Below are 19,656 nucleotides of genomic sequence, written 5' to 3'. Positions count from 1 at the left end.
CCCCAGCTTGCTTTTCTCTGCACAAAGCACGCATTGTATACCCCGAAAAGGAATGGTAACTTATTGATGAATTTACGTTTAAATTTATTGAAAGAGAGCTCAATGTTCAAGCTAAGACCGTTCCAAGCCAATGATGTTGCCAACATGGTCGTGATTTTGAACGATCCCGATGTCGTTCGGTATTTATCAACAAAAATTCCGCAACCTTACACCGAGCAAGATGCCATGTGGTGGGTAAATGAAGGCAGTAAACACGGCTATGTTCGGGCGATTTGCGATGGTCAGCAGCTTATCGGCTGTATAGGTGTTAATCCTGGCGAGTTTGAATATGAGCGCTCTGGTGAAATAGGCTATTGGCTCGCAAAAAGCCATTGGCGTAAAGGAATTACTCATAAAGCCATTTTGCACATTACCTCAGAGGTATTTAGCGAGACCAATATTGAACGGATCTTTGCCGCAGTATTTGACGACAATCATGCATCAATGAAGCTACTAGAGAAGTCAGGTTTTGAGCAAGAAGCGGTGTTAAAACACGCTATATTCAAAAATGAACGTTTCTATAACAATCACATTTTTGCCTTATTAAAGCCTTAGGTATACAGCTGCTTAGCTCAATAGTCAGTCGGCGACCCTAGTTGCTAAGTAGATCCATATTAATTTGTTGGCTTCATTATTAACCTAGACCAAGGTCAGCGCTATCTCTAGCGACTCAATCTGCTTTTTTAAGCTTGGATTGATTTCTTCATCAGTAATAATTGTGTCAATTTCGTTAGCTGTAACAATCTGATAAGTAGCGACTTTATCTAGTTTATTACTCGGTCCCATAATCACAGTGTGATCGCTTTGACGAATAGTCGCAGAGAGGATCTCCGCTTCTTCGATATAGCTTGCACTAAAACCGTGGTGAATATGGAACGAGCAAATCCCCATAAAAACAATATCAAAACGGATCCGTTTCACCATTTCGATCGCCGTCATGCCTACCACCCGCATTGCTGGTTTAAACATCGGGCCGCCCAATAAAATCACATCCACCAGCGAATGATAAGCCAACTCTTTGGCGATCAGTGGACAACCCGTAACCACAGTCAACGGCATATTTTTAGGTAAGTGTTGTGCCAAATAACGGCACGTCTCGCCAGAATCAATCACGATCGTTTGTCCAGGCACGAGCATCGCTAAGGCAGGCTCAATATAACGAATTTTACTGGTATCGGGTTTATCTAAACGCTCGATATAGTCAGGAGTATTATCCTGCAGCGCTAAAGCGCCACCATGAACACGCCGCAGGAGCTTAAGCTCAGCCAGTTTGTTTAAATCCCGACGGATTGTGTCTTCGCTTACATCAAGCGTTTGCGCCAAGGACACTGAGGTGATCCGCCCTTGTAAATTAAGCTGATCGAGAATGAATTGATGACGTTCTGCCAATAGCATTGCATGTTCCTGCATGTTTTTGCGTAATTTTACTTGAAAAAGATCGAGATACAAGCGTATTATTTGCACAAACATGCATGATAAAGCCGATTTACTATTAACTAACGCCTGTTTATGCGTGAAATATTATCATAAGGAGTAAAAATGGCACTTAATTCACTCAACCTGAACCGTTATCAGGGATTGATATTCGATATGGATGGCACACTTGTTGATTCTGAAAGTGCAGTACGACAGGCCGTCGCGCCTTGGTGTGAGAAACATCATGTCGATTTGGAAATGGTATTAACTACGGGCAGAGGTGCACGTTTCAAAGACTTTATAGAACAATTTACTCCGCATTTAGATAGCCTGCATGAAGTTGAGCTGTTGGAACAAGCAGAAGCCGACCTTGCCCATACCGTCACAGCCATTCCTGGAGCTAAATCGTTTTTAAGCGAAATAAAAGCACAGCAACGCAAGTGGGCCGTTGCAACTTCTGCAAATCGTCACAATGCAGTTGCACGACTCACCACAGCAGGTTTACCTATTCCTGAAATATTAATTACCGCAGATGATGTTGGGCAAGGTAAGCCTCACCCTGAGCCATTTTTATTGGCGGCCAAACGACTGGGAGTGGCAACCTCTAAATGCCTTGCATTTGAAGACTCAGATCAAGGGGTGAGATCCGCACTTAGCGCAGGCTGTGACGTAGTCGTAGTTAACCATTTTTGTACCATTCAGCATGACCATATTGTTGCCCGTATCAATCACTATCAGGATATCTACTTATCAGAGGAAGTAAGCGAATGAAAACATGGCTGACAGGCTTTTATCAAACGAAAGATATCTACTGGGATTTCGCCGGTGTATTCTTTGGTGGGATCGGTTTTATCGCATTATTCGGCCAGCTACTCAGCGAACTTGAGCGCCAAGGCCCAACCAACTTGTCCTTTACGTTTTTAATCGGGTATGTATTGGTGTTTAGTTTTTGGCTGATGTATGGGCTGAGATTTCAGCGAATGGCAATCATTGTTACTAATGTACTTTGCCTACTTTTACAGATCTTAATTTTACTAACTGCGATTTTGCGTTGAGTAGTTGGCAAAGCTAAACAGCTTTGCCAACCCATCTAGAACGGATTGCCATTTGATTGGGAACCCATTCACGGGCCCAGATATCAGCTCTCATTGGATCACAACACCCCATACTGCAATTTAACAGCCACACACCTCAATCCAACCACAGTTTGGGAGCTATTCGCTCCGATGCAATGGAAAATTGCTCAACCCAGTCGATTAATCCCTCAATCGCCATTGGTTTGGCATAAAAGTATCCTTGCACATACTGACAGCCCAAGCCTTTTAAGCAATCTAGTTGTCCTTGTTGTTCTACGCCTTCGGCTATCACTTTGAGCGATAAACTCTCCGCCATCGACAAAATCGCGTTGACCAAAACGGCAGCATCTTGGTTTTGATCTATATCTTGAATAAAACCTCGGTCTATCTTTAATATATTGATGGGGAAGCGTTTCAGGTAGCTAAGCGAAGAGTAGCCAGTGCCAAAATCGTCGATTGCTAAGTTGACCCCCGTTGCCCTTAAGCTTTGCAGCCAAGCGGTTACGGCTTTATCATCTTCAAGTAAGATGCTTTCTGTGATTTCAAGCGTTAAGTTCTCTGGAAGAAAGCCTGATTGCTGCATGATTTGTTTAATGATAGTGGCGTTAAAGCCGAGTCGATACTGCTGACTCGAGACATTTACCGTCAAATAACAATTCATACCGAGCGCTTTATTTAATCTGCGAATATCATTACATGCCTTAGCAAGTAACCACTCACCAAGAGGAGCAATTAGGCCGCTTTCTTCAGCGACTGGAATAAATTCAGCAGGGGAAATATACTGGCCGAAATCAGTTGGCCAGCGCATGAGCGCCTCGACACCATATAATTTACCCGACACCGTATCGACAATAGGTTGGTAATGTACGGTTAAGCGCTGATGTTCAAGCGCAGCTCGGAGCAGCTGCTCCAGCTCAACTCGACGATTCACCTGTTGCTGCATTTCTTGCGCAAAAAAGTGATACTGATTGCGCCCCGCCTCTTTTGCTTTATACATGGCTAAATCGGCAAGTCGTAATAACTCTTTTTGATCTTTTGCATCACTTGGTAAAATCGCGATCCCAATGCTTGCCCCCGTAAATACCTCAAAGCCGTTGATCACAAATGGTTCGCTCAGTGCTTTGACAATTTTATCGGCTACTTGAGCGGCATGATCCGGATGCGCAATTTGGCTCAATAACAATACAAATTCATCTCCACCAAAGCGGCTCAAGGTATCGCTTTTACGCAGCAGGCCGTTTAAGCGCTTGGCTACAGAGATAAGTAAGGCATCTCCGGCCTCGTGACCCATGGTGTCGTTGACGCGCTTAAACCTATCTAAATCAATAAATAACACTGCACTTTGATGATGAGTACGGCTCATGCGTTTAATATCTTGCTCAATGCGCTCAAGTAATAACGTTCTATTCGGCAGTCCGGTCAACACATCGTAATAGGCTTGATATTCAATCTGCTCTTCTTGCGCTTTGCGCTCGGTCATATCAGACAATATGGCAACGTATTGCTGCACAAGCCCTTTGTCATCATGCACGACACTGATTGCTAGCCACTCTGGATATAAAGTACCGTCTTTACGCTTGTTCCAGATCTCACTCGCCCACTGTCCGTGCGAGTTGAGGGTGCTCCACATCTGCTCATAAAAATGTTTGTCATGCTTACCCGAACTTAAAATATTAGGTCGTTGACCAAGCACTTCATGTTCTTCGTATCCAGTAATTTTGGTGAAAGCAGGATTGACCGCGGTGATCTCAAGTTTTGCGTTGGTGGTCATGATCCCTTCTTGCGTTGCATTAAATACCGCCGCTGCGGTTTTAAGCTGTGCACTTGCGCTTTTTTGTGCAGTGATATCTTCTTTGATCGCAATAAAGTTAATGATTTCCCCTTGTTGGTTTTTAATCGGGGAAATAGACGCATACTCCCAATAGTAATCTCCAGACTTACGGCGATTGTAAAACTCACCACGCCAGACTTTGCCTTGTTTGATGGTTTGCCACAGCGCTTTGTAGTCGGTAAATCCTTGTTTGGAGCCTAGTACTTTGGGTGTTTGTCCTTTCACATCCTCAAGTGAATACCCAGTAACTTGTTCAAACTTAGGGTTAACGTATTCAATGCGAGCACGAGGATCGGTGATCACAATAGAAGAGGGGCTTTGCTCAATGGCATGGCCCCACTTGCGAAGCTCTTCTTCCGCTTGTTTAAAAAGGGAGACATTAACACTCACAAACACTTGGCCATTATTGTGTGTGTTCGTTTGTTTTACCTGTAACCAAGCGCCAGATTCGGTTTGATGCAAATTGGCGTCGGAGTTAAAAATTTCTCCAAACTGCTGCTGCCACTCTTCTAGTTTGCGTGGCATTTTTTCGCTATCGGCAATTGCGAAATGATTACGCCAAGCACTGTTACAGAGCAGCAAATTGCCGCTGCGACTAAAAAGAGCAAAGCCTTCGGTTAAACGCGCAACGGCATCGGACAAAGTTTGGCTGGTGCTCAGAATTTTATTTTTGGCCACATAAAGTCGGTTTGCAAACACAATCAAGAGCAAAAATAGCACAATGGTCAGCAGTAAGAGTAATTCACTTTGATGCTTGGTTTTTTCTATGGTTTCACTGTGGTGCTGGCTATATGCCGCGTAAAGTGCTGAAAAAGCTTGGTCACTCGGCAAAGACAAAAAGCGTTGTTTTGCCTTTTTTAATTCTGCACTGTTAGCAAGCGCGACATTAAAATGCTGATAGATAAGCTGCTCTAAGCTACTTTCAGAGTTGATGGTCATTAAAGGCTCTGCGACAAATTCGTAGAGCTGACCCAACATTAAATTAGCAAGCATTCTATTGGCGTGGGTTGCCAGTTCGGGCTCACTCTGCTCCAGCTCGATTAGCAACTCGGGAAGATAAAGCAGGCTATTTTTAATATTTGCCGCCGCAGTTTTAATGGACTCGACTTGCAATACTTTATTACTGAGTAGCCGACGATAAGCATCAAATTGCTGTCGAATGTCAGGCGTGGCTTCTGCAAATAATGCATCTCGCTGTGGTGTATTCAAAGCATCAATTGCATGCGCTAATTGCGCTAACTCATCATATTGATTGAGCTGTGCACTAAGCATTTGTAACACAGCGGCATCCAGTTTGGCATCAATACTTTTGGCTTCAAAGAGCAGGGTAACTCGTGCTTGGTGTGTTTGACTGCTGAGCTCTTGCTGCGAGTAAAAATACGCAAAAAGCGCAATTGGCGCGCACAGCAGTAACGCTTGCACACCAATGAAGGCCTTATTCTTCATTCGTGGTTTTCCAAATCCATTTCGTGGTGATGTCCTGCTAGGCTGTCAATAAAGGCAACTAGCTTGTTAATATCGGAGTCTGAGATATTGCGGCCAAGTTGGTATTTGGCCATGGTCGCAACGGCGGCTTCTAGGCTGCTATGACTAGCATCGTGAAAAAAGTATGCTTGTTTGCTAGCAAGTCGCAAGCTCGGTACTTTGAACACAAAACGATCTTGCTCATTGCCAGTGACGTTAAAACGACCATAATCCGCGTTTTGAATTGGTGTATTTCTATCGCCAAAATAATCACCAAAGGTGCCCATTTTGGCAAACATATTGCCACCAACATTGCGCCCTTGATGACAACTAATGCAACCATACCGTTTAAATAACTCATAACCGGCAATAGCCGACTTAGGCAGTTTTACGCTTTTATCTTTAAGCCATAAATCGAACGGCGCATTAAGCGTGATTAACGACCCTTCAAAAGTCGCTATTGCGTCTTTTATCGTGTGCTGCGTTACGCCCTGCGAGTACACTCTAGTAAATTGCGCGACCAGCGTTTTATCTTGATTTAACTTGGCAACGACTTCTGGCCACGTCATATCATGCTCTTTTGGGTTTAAGATGGGTGAGTCGATTTGATCATAAAGCGCTTGCGCACGGCCATCCCACGCTTGACGAATATTTAAAGCCGCATTGTAAACAGTTGGAGTTTTTAGCTCACCGAGTGCGCCATTAACACCACTGGAAAGGGGCTTTACATCCGCGCCATGAGTGAGTAGTTGGTGACATGACGCACAGCTGACTTGGTTTCCTCGGGAAAGCCGCTTATCAAAAAAGAGTGATCTGCCTAAGGTGACTTTATCGGCATCAAGCCCTATTGCAGGCTCAAGTGGCAGAATTGGCTCATTTGCTGCTCCCAATAATGGAAACGCAAAAAGTAATAAACTCCAAATTCGCATACACTCCGCCCAAGTTGCCATCTTGGTGTAAAAGATAGCAACATTCGGCATTGCAAATTTTGATTTAAAATAAGCTTAGCAATAGAAGTTGTGTGTTTTTATTCACTCACCCCGCACGGCTAGGCTTGTCACTTCACTCAGCCAGTTATCAATTACCTCAGGAGTTGCTAAGTGCGCAGGGCCAAATAGCGTATGTTGAGTTGGCTCTATACCACAAAATCCCAATGTCCCATGTTCTAGCTGAGCCATAAGCCCAGCAGCAACTTCTTGCAAATAAGTTTGCGGCGTGTCTGAGGTGAGAATGATTCTTGCGGTTTTATGCGGTAGAAGCTTTTCAATTTCAGTGCCGGTCTCACTGTATTTAAAAGCAAAGCCTGGAAGTAATGCTCTATCTATTAGCCCTTTGAGCTTGGCAGGTAACGCCAACCACCAAATTGGGCTTACTATCACAATGTGCTGCGCCCACAGTAAGTTCTCTTGGAATTGCTTGAGGCATGGCTCTAATGGTTGGCTCGCTTCATAACCATACATCAAATTGATTTCAAAGTGCATCTCACTAAGATCCATTCTACGTACTTGATGTTGGGTGCTTGCTGCTCGCTCATAACTTGTGGTGATAGCGTGGCACAAGCTTTTGGTTTTGGGGTTACCGTTTAGTAGCAGTATTTTTTTCATCGTCGTTTCCTTATCACATGACTGAGAAACGAGTGTACTGCCTCCCCTTAACGGGAGAGTCAAGTTACTCTACCTGAGACTAGGATAACCTGAGCTGCGGATAATTAATGCCTTTCTAGCAGCCAGTTTTAGCGCTAACTGTGTTGAATTCACTTCCAATAGCCAGCTATTGGTGCGTAAATTCGCCTTGCCTACAGGATGTAGGTACCTTAGCGAGAGCAGGACGCGGAAGCGGTGTTTTCCCTAAATCTTGCTGGCTAGACAAGGAAAAAACTAAGTTGTGCTTTAGCAACAATGAGTTGGAACATTCCTTATCCAAACCTCAGGTTAGGATAGTTTTATCTGTGGACATTCATCGAGCGATGCGATGCAATGTTCAATACGCCGTATTTTTTGCTGAAGCTGCGCAACTTGCTCTATGAAAGATACTTTGAGTTCGACTAAAAATGTGTTGATTTCTACCCAGTTGACTTGCCGCCCTTTAATTTCAATCACCTGCTGTAATTGCTTAATCGACACGCCGAGCGATTTTGCTTCTTTTATTAATAACAGCAGATCGACATCTACTTGAGAATAGACGCGATACTTACCAACACGCTCCGGGGTAGGAATAAGCCCTTTCTCTTCATAAAAGCGAATGGCCTTGACTGACAGCCCAGTTTGCTTTGACAGCTTGCCAATATACATTTTTGATTCTCCCTGCTATAAGCAAAATAACGGTTTACAGCCTCCGTAAAAGTTGCAACCATCTAATACCAATTGCACGCTAACAAAAAGTATCGTCAAGGAATAGCAAAAAGATGTATCAGTTATTTTACTACCCTCGTAATGCCAGTTGGGCACCGCATCTCGTACTTGAGCACCTACAACTAGAAAAAGAACTGCTCTTGGTCGATAGAAAAACACAACAACAAAAGTCTGCGACCTATTTAGAACTAAATCCAACAGGGCGGATCCCGACATTGGTCGACGGCGACCAAGTCATCTTCGAGAGTGCAGCAATTTGTTTGCATTTATGCGAAAAGCACCCTGAAGGACAGCTTATCCCAGTACCAGCAACCCCACAGAGCGCCACGTTTAATCAGTGGCTTTTTTATTTAACCACGACGGTTCAGTCAGAACTCATGCTGTATTTCTATCCTGAAAAATATCAGCTGTCACCAGAGAGCAGCAAGACCATGTCTCAAGCCGCTGAGCAACGAGTCGGTGACATGTTTGCACTTATCGACAAACAGTTAGCAACACACACCTACTTAGTTGGTGAGCAGCTCACGCTTTGTGATTATTATTTATTTATGCTGGCCCATTGGGCAAGTGGGTTTAATACTGCGCCAAAAGACTATGCACATTTGGGCCGATTTATGCGAATGATGGCACAGCAAAAAGTGGTAAAAAGAGTGTGCGAAATTGAACAAACCGATCTAAGTTTTTATTAGCATCCATTACACCAAGGAGGAAAAAATGGAAACCTTAGTGAAAAACTATATCTCTGCCTACAATCATTTTGATATTCCGGGAATGCTAGCTCAGCTCACGGATGATGTCGTGTTTGAGAATCTCGCCAATGGTGAAATTACAACGCGTACAACCAGTAAAATGGAATTTGCAGAATTAGCAAATCAGTCCGCTAAGTTATTTTCCGAACGCAATCAATCTTTAACCGCAGCCACGCAAGACAATGATCTGTTTATTGTTCATGTGACCTACAAAGCTAAATTAGCCCAAGACTTGGCCAATGGCATGAAAGCAGGACAAAGCATCTCCTTGCAAGGCCGCTCAGAGTTTGCATTTCGCGATGGTAAAATTTGTTTGATAAGAGATATAAGCTAACTCCTTACTCCAAACTCAAGTTATTAACTTGGCAAAATCAGCACGCTTTTCTATGCTGGTTTTGCACTTTCATCATTAATTCATTTCGACCTAAGCACTATCTTGCGATCAGCCTAAGACGAATTGAAATAAAACGGAGAATAACAATGGGACTATTAAGTGGTCTACTCGGTAATGCAAGCGAAGTAGACAATAGCGAAGTAGATAAGTTATTAGCAGATACGCTAATTCAAGGGGAAGAAGTTGCACAAGCTTACAAGGTGATCCGCGACTTGTTTATTTTTACCAACAAACGCCTAATTTTAATCGACAAGCAAGGCATGACGGGCAGCAAAGTAGAAATGCTCAGCATTCCGTATAGCAAAATAACAAAATACAGCAAAGAATCTGCGGGTCACTTCGACCTTGATGCGGAATTAAAAATCTGGATTGGCTCAGATCCAACGCCGATTAGTAAAGAATTTAAAGCAGGCGACAATATCAACCAAGTGTATAAGATCATCTCACAATATTGCTTATAGCCACGCCCAGTTAACTTTGAATAGGCACGCAGGATGCGTGCTTTTACCTCGCACTTCTTTGTCCACTCTTTTATCAATAGATTGCAGGCTTGGCGCTATAACAAATTTGCAGAGTGACCTATCAACCGCCATTTTTCATCGCTACATAAATACCAAATAGACTGCCTTAGTGCGTCATACGACCTCTCACCCAAGGTATTTTCCAGTGCGGAGACGTACTCAATCACAACCTTATTGGGACTCAGCTCAACTAACTTATAATCCTCGCTAATTATTTTATGCTCGCTGAGATCTTCACTTTTCAAGCCTTCAATAATGTCATCTTTCGTCATACCATCACAAAATAGTCCACTTTCTGAAAACTCATCATGGATGTAGTCCGAGATCAGATTAATATTTTTTCGTAGCTCTGGCGAATGTAACGCTCGCTCTAAGGCTTCAATTTTATCCAGCATACCCTTTCCAAAAAGCCAGCATAAACCGGCTTTGCTTCTGCGCTACTTACTTGCGAGGCCAAACACCTGCTAAGCATACATCTACAAACTTTTTGGGTTTCGTCAGCTCAATCTCAACTTGTGAATGGGCAGCTTCATTACGCTTAGCACGATTTTTTAAATATGACATGACTATCTCCTTTACTCTTGAATTATAAAGTTATGTACACCTAACTTAGGCAGTACAGATTGAAAAAACTTGATGTCGAATAAGGCGGCGTGTTTTTCAGGCAATATTGAATCGACTTTAAATAGGTAGGGAACTTGATTCGTGGTTAGCGGATCGAGATCTGATGCCTGACAAGCCAGACAGTATGTTCTTATTATAGATTGGTAATGATCATTATATTCAATATTTTCTAGTGGAGTTTCATTCCCGAGAACCACTTTTTTTCTAATTGGATAATGGTGTATAAACTGCCCAACACCTTTGCAAAATGCTTGGTATAGTTCTGTATGCAAAATAAATACATGGAATAACTCATCAACTAACTTGCTTGCTGCAGCAACTGCTTGTGGTGAAATAACCACAAATATTAGATAGTCTTTCAGACCCTCAACGACCACCTGGATCTCATCATCAGATAATTTATATTCCAAGTGCGTTTCTATATACCAGTCAAACCACTCCAGTACAGCATCGTCAAACTTATAGTTTTCAATGAAATCGACCGCATTTTCCTTACCCTCAATTGCTTTCATTAAATCCCGTCTCCATCTCAGCAACAGCCATAAGGTATACGTCTCACTTTAATTAGTCAAAATGATTCTGCCCCTAATTGATTACTTGCATAAAACAATAAACATGCTCCAGCTATCAAATTTCAACTGGCTTTAATGAATTTAAACACTGCAAATGAATTGAATTAATAACAGTAAAATTAGGCAATCTAGTTACACGTTTGCCAATTCAAACTTACCCATCTTCTCCTTAAAGTTTACAGCTGTTCAAATAACAGCTAACTTGTACCTAAAACATTGCATAAGGATATAAAAATGATAAAGCAACTTACTAGCATAATTTTATGTTTTGTACTAACGGCATGTGGCAGTGACACAAGTGATACAACTCCAACAGATATAACCTCTAACAAGCCTCCAACAAATACGCCTTTACCATCATCACCCACACCTCTTCCTAATATGAGCTTTGACCAAAGCTTTATTGATGATGTCTCTGAGTTTGTTAAATTAGCGCATGCTGTTCAGTATTTTTATCCTTCTGCCGAGGTGAGAGGCTCAGATTGGTCACTTTTCATCGCAGAAAGCATTGTCGAATTAAACCAAACATCGAGTACAAATCGCAGAGAAAAAGGGATTGAACTCATAAGGCAAATTGCGCCTTACATGGTTACACAACAAAACCACATTCCAAAATTGTTACCCAATGCGCAAACATATACTTGGATACAAAATGCGCCGGCAAACGTAAGTGCTTATTCGAGTTTGCTTACCGCAGGCACATTTAACGAGCTTCAAGAGAGAGAATTCGCGCCCAACGAACTGTTTGTAACCCTCAACTTTTATCAGAGCTCCCTCTACTTACCACTCTACCTACCAGTTAAAACAGAGCTCACAGGTGGCACATATACAGAATTAGGACGATGGCAAGTTGAACCTAACTTCGCGCATATTGAAACATGTATGGCTACTGTGTCAGGAATGTGGGCCAACATTCAACATTTCTGGCCTTACTTTGAACAGATTGATGTCGACTGGCCAGCAAGTTTGAATCCACTACTAGCCGCATGCTTAATTGAAGAGCCAAATAAAAGGCTGCAACTAATTAATACCGAGTTCACAAAGTTGAATGACAACCACATCATAATCAAAACGACTAATATGCTTACGAATAATAATACATATTATGGTACTTTTTATTACGAGATAGTAGAAGGCAAAGCGATTGTTACAAGCGCTCAACAAGATGATCCAAATGGCGTTGAGGTTGGAGATGAGCTACTTACCGTCAATGGTGAAGATATTATTGAGTACCTTTCAAGGAAAGCGCTTTACTCTTTGAAAAGTGAATTACAAAGATTGAGTCATACTGCGAGACAGCAGTTCTTTTTTACAGAAAAGATCCCGCTTAGTTTTACCCTTAAAAAGTCAACGGGCACTACTTATCAAGCAACTATAACGCCAATAGAACCCAGTGAAATAAAACCTCTTGTTAGCTCACCCTACGTGCCTCACTCACCATCAAACATTGAATATCTGGGTGACAATATATATAAACTCAATATCTATAACGTTACACCAGATGACCTGAACGCGATAAAAGAAACGTTAAAAAATGCTCATGGCGTTGTAATCGACTTTCGCCATTACCCACAAAGCTGGGACGGATGGCGAAGCGTATTAAGTTGGTTTATCAAACAAGATGCGATTAATGATACTTTGTCTGTGCTATGGCAAGGAGCACCAAATCAAGCAGATAAAAAGCCTCAGTCATTTCAGCAAATAATTCATAGAGATGCCAACCCACTCTCGATACCCGCCATTGTACTTTCCTCTAGGAGAAGCCAAAGCCAAGGGGAACATGCGTTAATATTTGCACGCAGTGGCGGCTTGCCCATATTAGGAGAACACACTTCAGGAATTAACGGAACAGTATTTGGGATCCCTTTTTTCGGGGGAGTAGGAGAGGGGAATTTAGGTGTTGAACTTTATTACACCAATACTCTATCAAGCCGCTATAATGGTGACCCTCTGATCAACGCAGGTATTGCGCCAGATTATTTAGTGCCAAGAACTAGAGAGAGCATTATCAATGGTACTGATAATCAAGTAGAACGTGCCATTGATATTCTAAAATCAGAGCTTTAGTCTTATAACAGCTCACTTAATTGAATGGTCCGCTTAAAAGCTATGACAACAAGTAATTAGCTTTTAAGTGGACCCAAACTTTATGAACTAACTCAGAATAAGGAGTTAACGCCACATCAGCTTATCGTACGTTCTGATCGCAGGCAAAAAACCGCAGAAAAGAGCAAGGAAACAAACACTTGATTCCAAAAGTTAGAGAGAAAGGGATCAGCAACAAACTGAGATGCAATATGCCAAATACTCAGATTTAGCAAAAAACCGAGTACAAACCCATAGCCTTTGTATTGTGCGAGCAATTGCCCCAGTTCTTGCCTAAAACGCTGATATTGAGCTAATTGGCTCATTTTATACTCCAGTTATTGATTCGCAACCGTAAGCTCCACCACTTCCTTCTTGGCCGATATTCGATTTATCAACAGTACATCGTTGTCGTTAATGTCGGTGAGATAGTCGACACTGGTAGGCACTTCGCCGAGTATGGTAAACGACGTTTTGTCTAAATCATAGGACCAAAGTTGATTATCTTCATTGACGCCATATATCCCATTGCCGCGCATTACAAAAGATTTTCCTCTGCCGCCTTGATTGTCTAGTGCATTGATCCGCTGAGGCTCAACAGCGCCTATTTGCCAAAACTGATCAAGTCTATCCTTATACACAACTTTACCGTGTTCACTTTCAAGTGCCCACAGCACAGGTTGCTGCGTCAATATTTGAAACGATCGTTGAGCAAAATCATAAGCAGCTAACTTCATTTCTCCCTTTACCCGGATCTGTGTTAGCGCACGTTGTTTTGCACTTTTCCATTGATATAAGCGTAAAACAGGGTAGGCGTGCGGGTAAGATGTCAAGCTGCCATCTAAAGCAATTTGTGTCAGTACACCACTGGCACTGACCAATATGCTTTGGCCATCCTCAGCCCAGTGGATCCCGCGAACAAAAGTATCTAAGGGGAAGTTAGTCAGTTGTCGCGTGTTATTGCCATCGCTTAACCACACCTGTTCAGTACCAGAGCGCTCTGACCAAAATGCCACTAAATCTCCATCTGGCTGAAAGACAGCATAATCTTCACCAAGGTTGGTTCGCGCAAAGCTGGTGTATGTTTGAGCGCCTTGTGCTAACTGTGTCAGCGGTAATTTGACGATATCGCTGTCGTAAGGCCCTTTGATCATCAGTACACTTTTGCCATCAGGACGAAATTCAGGCTGTCTCATTCGATCTGAAAACGGCAATTGAATTTTACTCACAAGCCCTTCATAAGTCAGACTAAATAGCTGACGTCCGGTACTGAAAATCAATTGCTGGTTGAGTGGGTCAAAACTTGGGTAGATATCGTGAAATTTAGTAATTTCCGGCGGTCGCTGGATCTGATGGCTAGAGATCAACTCACCGTCGGGTTTTAGCATATCAATATAATGTAGGCCATCGGCATGAATACTACTGACCGCGATTAAATCATCTTGAGGGGAATAAGCGTAATCAATCAACGTCCCGTCTTCTACGGTATAAAGATCGACACCGCTGTCGTCATCAATGGAGTAATTGATCAGCTTCCAGCGCTCGCCTTGTTTTTGCTTCAATACCACATTGCCATCGTTCAGCCAGATAGGCTTATCAACCACTGAGTTTTTACACTGGAGAATAACTTTTGGCTGCTGAGGGCTTTTCAATGCTTTAGTAAAATCGAGTGTTACAAGGTCGTAGCAGCGCTTTTGTGTAACGGGCTCGCTACAAGCGTCGGTGGCCAAAAACAGTAACTGCTCACCATCTTTTGAGAAACTATGCCTGCCGTATGCTCCAAAGCGCTCGGTGAGCTGGATCTCTTGCTGGGTATCCGCCTTTTTTGCCCATATCTTATTATCGCAAAACTTATCTAAATAGCGGTGAAAAACGATGTATTGACCATCTGGGGAATAGCTTGCATCAAATTCTTTATCGTCAGTTGCGGTCAATGAGCGCAAAGTATCAAAGAACAGTGGTGAAGGTTTTTTGATGGAAAAATATTGATAACCGATAGCCCCAAGCAAAATAGTGAAGGCAAGTAAAACAAACACATAAGGACTGAGTTTGTTTTTATTCTGACTTTGATTGAGGTGTTTATCTTGTTGCATTTCAGGTTCAGGGGTTGGCATCACCTCAAGTTGCGGCTCAGTATTCGTCAGCTCGTTCGTTTGCCCTCCCCAACGTACTTCACACTCTAAGCTATACCCTTTTTTAGCATGCGTTTGGATGTAACCTTGCACCTTACCATCATCCCCAAGCGCCTTTCTCAATTGCGCGATACTGCGCTGCAAAGTATTAGGAGAGACCACCGTATCTGGCCATACTGTATCGAGCAAGGTATCAAGACTCATCACTTTGCCTTGATTCTGAGCCAAGCAAGTGAGTACCGCCAGGGCCTTTGGTGCAAGTGTTTGACATTCACCTTGGTGTGAAATCTGGTTACGTGATAAATCTACAAAAAAATCACCAACCCAATATTGTTCTACCATAAATCCCCAATGTGCCTAGCGCACGCACTAACCACGCCAATTATTATAATTATCAGTATAAGGATAAACTTGAAGCAATCGAAACTCAACAACATAACCACTTGATAGAAATAGTTTTTTATTTAAAAGTCACAATTCAGCACAACATCATGTAAACGTCATGCATTTTTGTTCTCAGCTGCTAAGTTGCCAGTACGAGATACTTATTCACTAGTCTAAAAATAACATGAAAGAAGGAAAAGTGTGATGAAACGTTTGCTGTTTATGCTGATATTACTCCTATTCTGTAGCTTGCTACATGCCAGTGAAGTACCGCAATATGCGATGCCCGGAACGCAAGTTGTGCCACTCAAAGATATCACTACCGGCCATCAATATGAGCTTTATATCAAGCTGCCTGAGGAATACTCAAAAGATAAAAGCTATCCTGCACTCTACTTTACCGATGCGGTATGGCATATCGAAGCATTGTCTTCGGCAACCTTCTTTTTGTTCGATGAAGTGATCCTCGTTGGTATCTCTTGGCGGAAAAATATCAACACCACACAGCTTCAAGAAGAAGGCCCTTTTGTTAGCCGTTACGCTGATTATTCTTTTACAAAGTCAAAAAACAGTGAACATCAGCACAAGTACCAATTTGGCCAAGCCAATGCCCACGCGGCCTTTATTCGCAATCAAGTTATTAAGTATATTGAAAGCAATTACTCGGTAAAGTCCAATAGTCGCAGTTATTTTGGCTATTCTCTCGGTGGACTATTTGGCGCCTATATACTGCTCACCCAGCCAAATACCTTTGACAACTATATGTTAGGCAGTCCATCTGTTAGACAACTGGATGCGCTAAAAACACTCTCTAGCTCCAAACAACCACTAAAAGGGAAAGTGTTTATCTCTGTTGGTACAGACGAACATAAGTTAGCACCGCAAATCGACGCATTTATCGACTACCTAAAAAGCAAGCAAAGCGACAACTTATCACTGCACAAGACAACGCCCTATGGCACACATCAAACCGCTTTCCCTGAAACCGTAATCCGTAGTATCAATTGGTTAAAGTCTATTTATGGGAGTAGTCAACAATGAAGTTAGCACCGATGTTTCTTTTACTAACGATTGTTGCTTCTCTCAGTCATCGGGCTTCGGCACAAGACGAATTCCCTATACTGGAAGGTCCTTTAATGGGACAAAAACCTCCTGGATTAAAAGCAGAACCTTTCGCACCTGGAATTATCTCTAAGTCGGGATGGGAGCTAGAAGGCGTATTTGCTCCAAACATGAAAGAGTTCTATTTCACCTTAGACCGTGGTGTATACAACACTGAAAATAAAACTGGATTTCGTCCAACCGTCATTGGTTTTCGACTAATCAATAATAAGTGGGTGAAATACACTGAGTTTCCTCGTGCCGGAGAGGTAAGCTTTTCACCAGATGGTAAACGCATGCACATGGCAAAAAAATACAAAGACAGAGCAGGTGATAATTGGTCTGAACTTACCAGCTTGGGAGTCATGTTTGACCGCCCTGAATGGGGGATAATGCGATTGTCCGCTTCCGCAACTGGAACCTATGTATTTGATAATTTTAAGCAAATGAATACGGTTAGAATTTCAACAGTAAAAGATGGTATGCGCCAAGAGCCAGTACTTTTAAGCAGTGAAATTAACTCAGGGAAAAAATCAGCACACCCTTTCATAGCGCCAGACGAAAGCTATTTAATTTGGGATAGTGAACGTGAGGATGGTTTTGGTGACTCCGATCTGTATATCAGCTTTAAGCAACCTGATGGAATATGGGGACCTGCAATAAATATGGGGGAAAACGTTAATTCAGATAAGTGGGATGCTTATGCAACGGTCACCTCAGATGGCAAATACCTGCTGTTCAACCGTGCTGTTGATAAAGCAAATAACAACGTCGACATCTATTGGGTGGACGCTAAAATCATTGATGAGATTAGAAACAAAAATCAATAAAAACAAAATCTTAAATATTTCAGCAATGTAATCCTTAGCGTATGTGATAAATGCCTATTTCTCACATATACGGAAGCTTTGTCTGCCTCCATACCTGCGTTCGCTTTGGTAAAATACTGCCAAAGCGAACAAACCTTACCGACTGCTTGCTTTTTATCCAGCTTCAGACCAGAATAAATGTAACCAATATTAGTTACTTACTTAAATGTAACCAAATTAAGTTACCTTTATGACATCAATACCTCAAGGTGCGGTGATCACAGCAGACATTGTCGGCTCACAATCGCTGTCACAACTACAACTTACAAGGCTGCAAAGCGAGTTAAAGAATTACTTAGCTGAAATCGCGACTGCGGAGCAGGGCTATTATAGTTTTTACCGCGGCGACGGTTTTCAGCTTGTGTTGCCAGATGCGACGAAACTGTTCAATGTGGCATTACAGCTACGGTTGTTTTTAATTAGCCGACATAGCGATGCCAGACTCAGCCTCGCGGTCGGTGAAGTTAATATCACAGCAGCAGATTTATCAACCGCAACAGGTACTGCGCTGGTACTAGCGGGCCGAGGGTTGGACGTAATTGGACAAGCAAGACTCAAGTATAACAATGACAGCAATGCCCACTTTGCACTAAATCTGGCATTTGTGGATTTATTACTTTCGAACTTAACCCAAAAACAAGCAGAGGCCGCTTTTATTCATATTTCACACCCTAAGTTGAGCCATGCCGATATTGCAAAACAACTCAACTCCAGTCGGGTGAACGTGACTAAATTACTCAATAGCGCACACTACACTTTATTAAATCAATTTTTAGCAATTGCAAGCTCGCACCAATAGTCGAATGCTCAACACTTACATATCACGAGGTGGACTTAATGAACGAATGGCAAGTATTGTTATTGTGGTTAGTAATAGGCCACACAATCACTGACTTTTACCTCCAACCCATGAGCTGGGTGCATGACAGAAATACCCATCACTATAAGTCCATCAAGTTGTTGTGGCATAGTGTCGCGCATGGCGGGGCTGCACTTGCAATCATCCTACTTTGGCAGTCGACTTTGTTTTGGGGAGTACAGTGGGATGCGCTGCTCTTTGCGCTAGCGGTAGGTATTAGCCACTATTGTATCGACTTAGCTAAATCCTATTCTAGCAAAGGCGTTATTCCTTTTGTGCTAGACCAATGTGCACATATCACTATATTAGTGGCCGTCACTTGGCAAATTGCAGAGCCTGAGATTGCCCTCAGTACCTTTGCCAAGCCTTTTGCCAATGTCCAGCTGCTAATACTGGTTGTGGGGTATTTAATGGTATTGCATCCTGCATCGATATTCACCAGCATGCTGCTTGAGCGTTGGCAACTCAATAATTCAGCTCTTGATAGCCTGCCGCAAGCAGGAAGTTTAATTGGTCAACTTGAACGTGTATTACTACTGAGCTGCGTGTTACTGGATAGCTGGGCTGCTATCGGCTTTATTCTCGCCGCTAAATCGGTATTTCGCTTTGGCGATCTAACCCAAAGCCAAGATAGAAAGCTCACCGAATACGTGTTGTTGGGCACGCTTGTCAGTGTGTTGTTGGCCCTTGTGGTCGGCGCCTTAATCAAACCATTTATGCCCATTCAATTGTAATTTAATCAATTCCGCGCCTTGACATTTAATCTAGGGCCCGTGTATCTTTCAAGTTTGTTTTTGCAGCAGTTTGATTGGTATTTATACAAGGCAGAGCCTGCGTAGCATAGTTATTCTATGTGAGTCAGGCGATAACACAGTAGAAATGCTAATCAGGCGCTGCCCTTTGGGTTCACCTGAGTGCGCTTTGTTCATTGTTGCTCAACTTTTGCCTAGATTACTAGGCGGCAAGTCGAGCGTCGCGACCAAAACACACTCAGGAGAACAAAAGTCAAACAGCAAAGATCAACAGGCCCTTGTGCCTGCAAAATACACGTAGGCACGATCTATCGCTAATTATTTGCCTCTATTCGTTTTATTTCCTCATTAGGAGTTGCCATCACAATGAATAACTAAGCCCTTTGTAACTGACGAACTTATTATTAATTTCCAGTGCAAGGCTTATGGTTATCGTT

At 42.6% G+C, this 19,656-nt stretch carries 21 protein-coding genes; 11 read left to right on the top strand and 10 right to left on the bottom strand.

Translation table 11 applies throughout. From position 1 onward, the window contains the following. The first annotated feature begins 102 nt into the window (after positions 1-102). The gene (locus MHN30_RS18575) at positions 103-594 is read left to right on the top strand and encodes a GNAT family N-acetyltransferase (RefSeq protein WP_222244591.1); all 492 of its coding nucleotides are present in this window, start codon (positions 103-105) and stop codon (positions 592-594) included. 84 nt (positions 595-678) lie between these two features. Here the strand turns inward: MHN30_RS18575 and MHN30_RS18570 are convergent, their stop codons facing one another. Continuing rightward, positions 679-1,434 (bottom strand): DeoR/GlpR family DNA-binding transcription regulator, encoded by a 756-nt coding sequence (locus MHN30_RS18570; RefSeq protein ID WP_045965520.1) that lies wholly within the window; start codon positions 1,432-1,434, stop codon positions 679-681. Between the two features lie 144 nt (positions 1,435-1,578). Here MHN30_RS18570 and MHN30_RS18565 point away from each other — a divergent pair, with 144 nt between their 5' ends. Continuing rightward, the gene (locus MHN30_RS18565; protein WP_130165612.1) at positions 1,579-2,226 is read left to right on the top strand and encodes an HAD-IA family hydrolase; all 648 of its coding nucleotides are present in this window, start codon (positions 1,579-1,581) and stop codon (positions 2,224-2,226) included. Then, complete coding sequence (locus MHN30_RS18560) at positions 2,223-2,510, top strand: hypothetical protein (protein WP_130165611.1); 288 nt, start codon at positions 2,223-2,225, stop codon at positions 2,508-2,510. The genes MHN30_RS18565 and MHN30_RS18560 overlap by 4 nt, the downstream gene beginning before the upstream one ends. A 136-nt stretch (positions 2,511-2,646) precedes the next feature. On the opposite strand, the gene MHN30_RS18555 is transcribed toward MHN30_RS18560, so the two are convergent. The 4 genes from MHN30_RS18555 to MHN30_RS18540 form a co-directional block, all read right to left on the bottom strand. Continuing rightward, complete coding sequence (locus MHN30_RS18555; protein WP_130165610.1) at positions 2,647-5,808, bottom strand: EAL domain-containing protein; 3,162 nt, start codon at positions 5,806-5,808, stop codon at positions 2,647-2,649. Further along, complete coding sequence (locus MHN30_RS18550) at positions 5,805-6,755, bottom strand: cytochrome c peroxidase (RefSeq protein WP_130165609.1); 951 nt, start codon at positions 6,753-6,755, stop codon at positions 5,805-5,807. Before MHN30_RS18550 ends, MHN30_RS18555 begins: the two co-directional genes overlap by 4 nt. 102 nt (positions 6,756-6,857) lie before the next feature. Beyond that, positions 6,858-7,430, bottom strand: a complete 573-nt coding sequence (locus MHN30_RS18545; RefSeq protein ID WP_130165608.1) for an NAD(P)H-dependent oxidoreductase — start codon at positions 7,428-7,430, stop codon at positions 6,858-6,860. Positions 7,431-7,757: 327 nt separating this feature from the next. Then, positions 7,758-8,117, bottom strand: coding sequence for a MerR family transcriptional regulator (locus MHN30_RS18540; RefSeq protein ID WP_130127475.1), 360 nt, complete (start codon positions 8,115-8,117; stop codon positions 7,758-7,760). Positions 8,118-8,230: 113 nt separating this feature from the next. Between MHN30_RS18540 and MHN30_RS18535 the strand changes: the two genes are divergently transcribed. The 3 genes from MHN30_RS18535 (at position 8,231) to MHN30_RS18525 (ending at position 9,781) form a co-directional block, all read left to right on the top strand. Beyond that, positions 8,231-8,866, top strand: a complete 636-nt coding sequence (locus MHN30_RS18535) for a glutathione S-transferase family protein (RefSeq protein WP_239360695.1) — start codon at positions 8,231-8,233, stop codon at positions 8,864-8,866. A gap of 25 nt (positions 8,867-8,891) precedes the next feature. Continuing rightward, entirely contained in the window at positions 8,892-9,260 is a 369-nt protein-coding gene (locus MHN30_RS18530) for a nuclear transport factor 2 family protein (protein ID WP_010605566.1), read from the top strand. 146 nt (positions 9,261-9,406) lie between these two features. Next, positions 9,407-9,781, top strand: coding sequence for a PH domain-containing protein (locus MHN30_RS18525; RefSeq protein ID WP_193522020.1), 375 nt, complete (start codon positions 9,407-9,409; stop codon positions 9,779-9,781). Positions 9,782-9,876: 95 nt separating this feature from the next. Here MHN30_RS18525 and MHN30_RS18520 read toward each other — a convergent pair whose 3' ends face one another. The 3 genes from MHN30_RS18520 to MHN30_RS18515 are packed head-to-tail and all read right to left on the bottom strand — an operon-like array spanning position 9,877 to position 10,977. Then, on the bottom strand, positions 9,877-10,236 hold the full coding sequence (locus tag MHN30_RS18520) for a nuclear transport factor 2 family protein (RefSeq protein ID WP_039495390.1): 360 nt from the start codon (positions 10,234-10,236) through the stop codon (positions 9,877-9,879). 46 nt (positions 10,237-10,282) lie between these two features. Next, positions 10,283-10,405 (bottom strand): hypothetical protein, encoded by a 123-nt coding sequence (locus tag MHN30_RS23860; RefSeq protein WP_017216907.1) that lies wholly within the window; start codon positions 10,403-10,405, stop codon positions 10,283-10,285. 11 nt (positions 10,406-10,416) lie between these two features. Further along, complete coding sequence (locus tag MHN30_RS18515) at positions 10,417-10,977, bottom strand: hypothetical protein (RefSeq protein ID WP_239360693.1); 561 nt, start codon at positions 10,975-10,977, stop codon at positions 10,417-10,419. Between the two features lie 294 nt (positions 10,978-11,271). Between MHN30_RS18515 and MHN30_RS18510 the strand changes: the two genes are divergently transcribed. After that, a complete protein-coding gene (locus tag MHN30_RS18510; RefSeq protein WP_239360691.1) occupies positions 11,272-13,104 on the top strand; it encodes a peptidase S41 in 1,833 nt (610 codons plus the stop codon). Positions 13,105-13,220: 116 nt separating this feature from the next. On the opposite strand, the gene MHN30_RS18505 is transcribed toward MHN30_RS18510, so the two are convergent. Further along, entirely contained in the window at positions 13,221-13,448 is a 228-nt protein-coding gene (locus tag MHN30_RS18505; protein ID WP_239360688.1) for a hypothetical protein, read from the bottom strand. Between the two features lie 12 nt (positions 13,449-13,460). After that, complete coding sequence (locus MHN30_RS18500; protein WP_239360685.1) at positions 13,461-15,596, bottom strand: winged helix-turn-helix domain-containing protein; 2,136 nt, start codon at positions 15,594-15,596, stop codon at positions 13,461-13,463. Positions 15,597-15,842: 246 nt separating this feature from the next. Between MHN30_RS18500 and MHN30_RS18495 the strand changes: the two genes are divergently transcribed. The 4 genes from MHN30_RS18495 (at position 15,843) to MHN30_RS18480 (ending at position 19,201) form a co-directional block, all read left to right on the top strand. Next, complete coding sequence (locus MHN30_RS18495) at positions 15,843-16,679, top strand: alpha/beta hydrolase-fold protein (RefSeq protein WP_239360682.1); 837 nt, start codon at positions 15,843-15,845, stop codon at positions 16,677-16,679. After that, positions 16,676-17,569, top strand: coding sequence for a hypothetical protein (locus MHN30_RS18490; protein ID WP_239360679.1), 894 nt, complete (start codon positions 16,676-16,678; stop codon positions 17,567-17,569). The genes MHN30_RS18495 and MHN30_RS18490 overlap by 4 nt, the downstream gene beginning before the upstream one ends. 229 nt (positions 17,570-17,798) lie before the next feature. Beyond that, positions 17,799-18,407, top strand: coding sequence for an NAD-dependent epimerase/dehydratase family protein (locus tag MHN30_RS18485; RefSeq protein WP_239360676.1), 609 nt, complete (start codon positions 17,799-17,801; stop codon positions 18,405-18,407). A 38-nt stretch (positions 18,408-18,445) separates the two neighbouring features. Beyond that, complete coding sequence (locus MHN30_RS18480) at positions 18,446-19,201, top strand: DUF3307 domain-containing protein (RefSeq protein WP_239360674.1); 756 nt, start codon at positions 18,446-18,448, stop codon at positions 19,199-19,201. The last annotated feature ends 455 nt before the right edge of the window (positions 19,202-19,656 follow it).

Source organism: Pseudoalteromonas sp. OF7H-1 (assembly GCF_022347825.1).
Classification (GTDB): Bacteria; Pseudomonadota; Gammaproteobacteria; order Enterobacterales; family Alteromonadaceae; genus Pseudoalteromonas; species Pseudoalteromonas maricaloris.
Note: the sequence above shows the minus strand (reverse complement) of the source record. Positions and strands in the feature narration are given on the sequence as shown.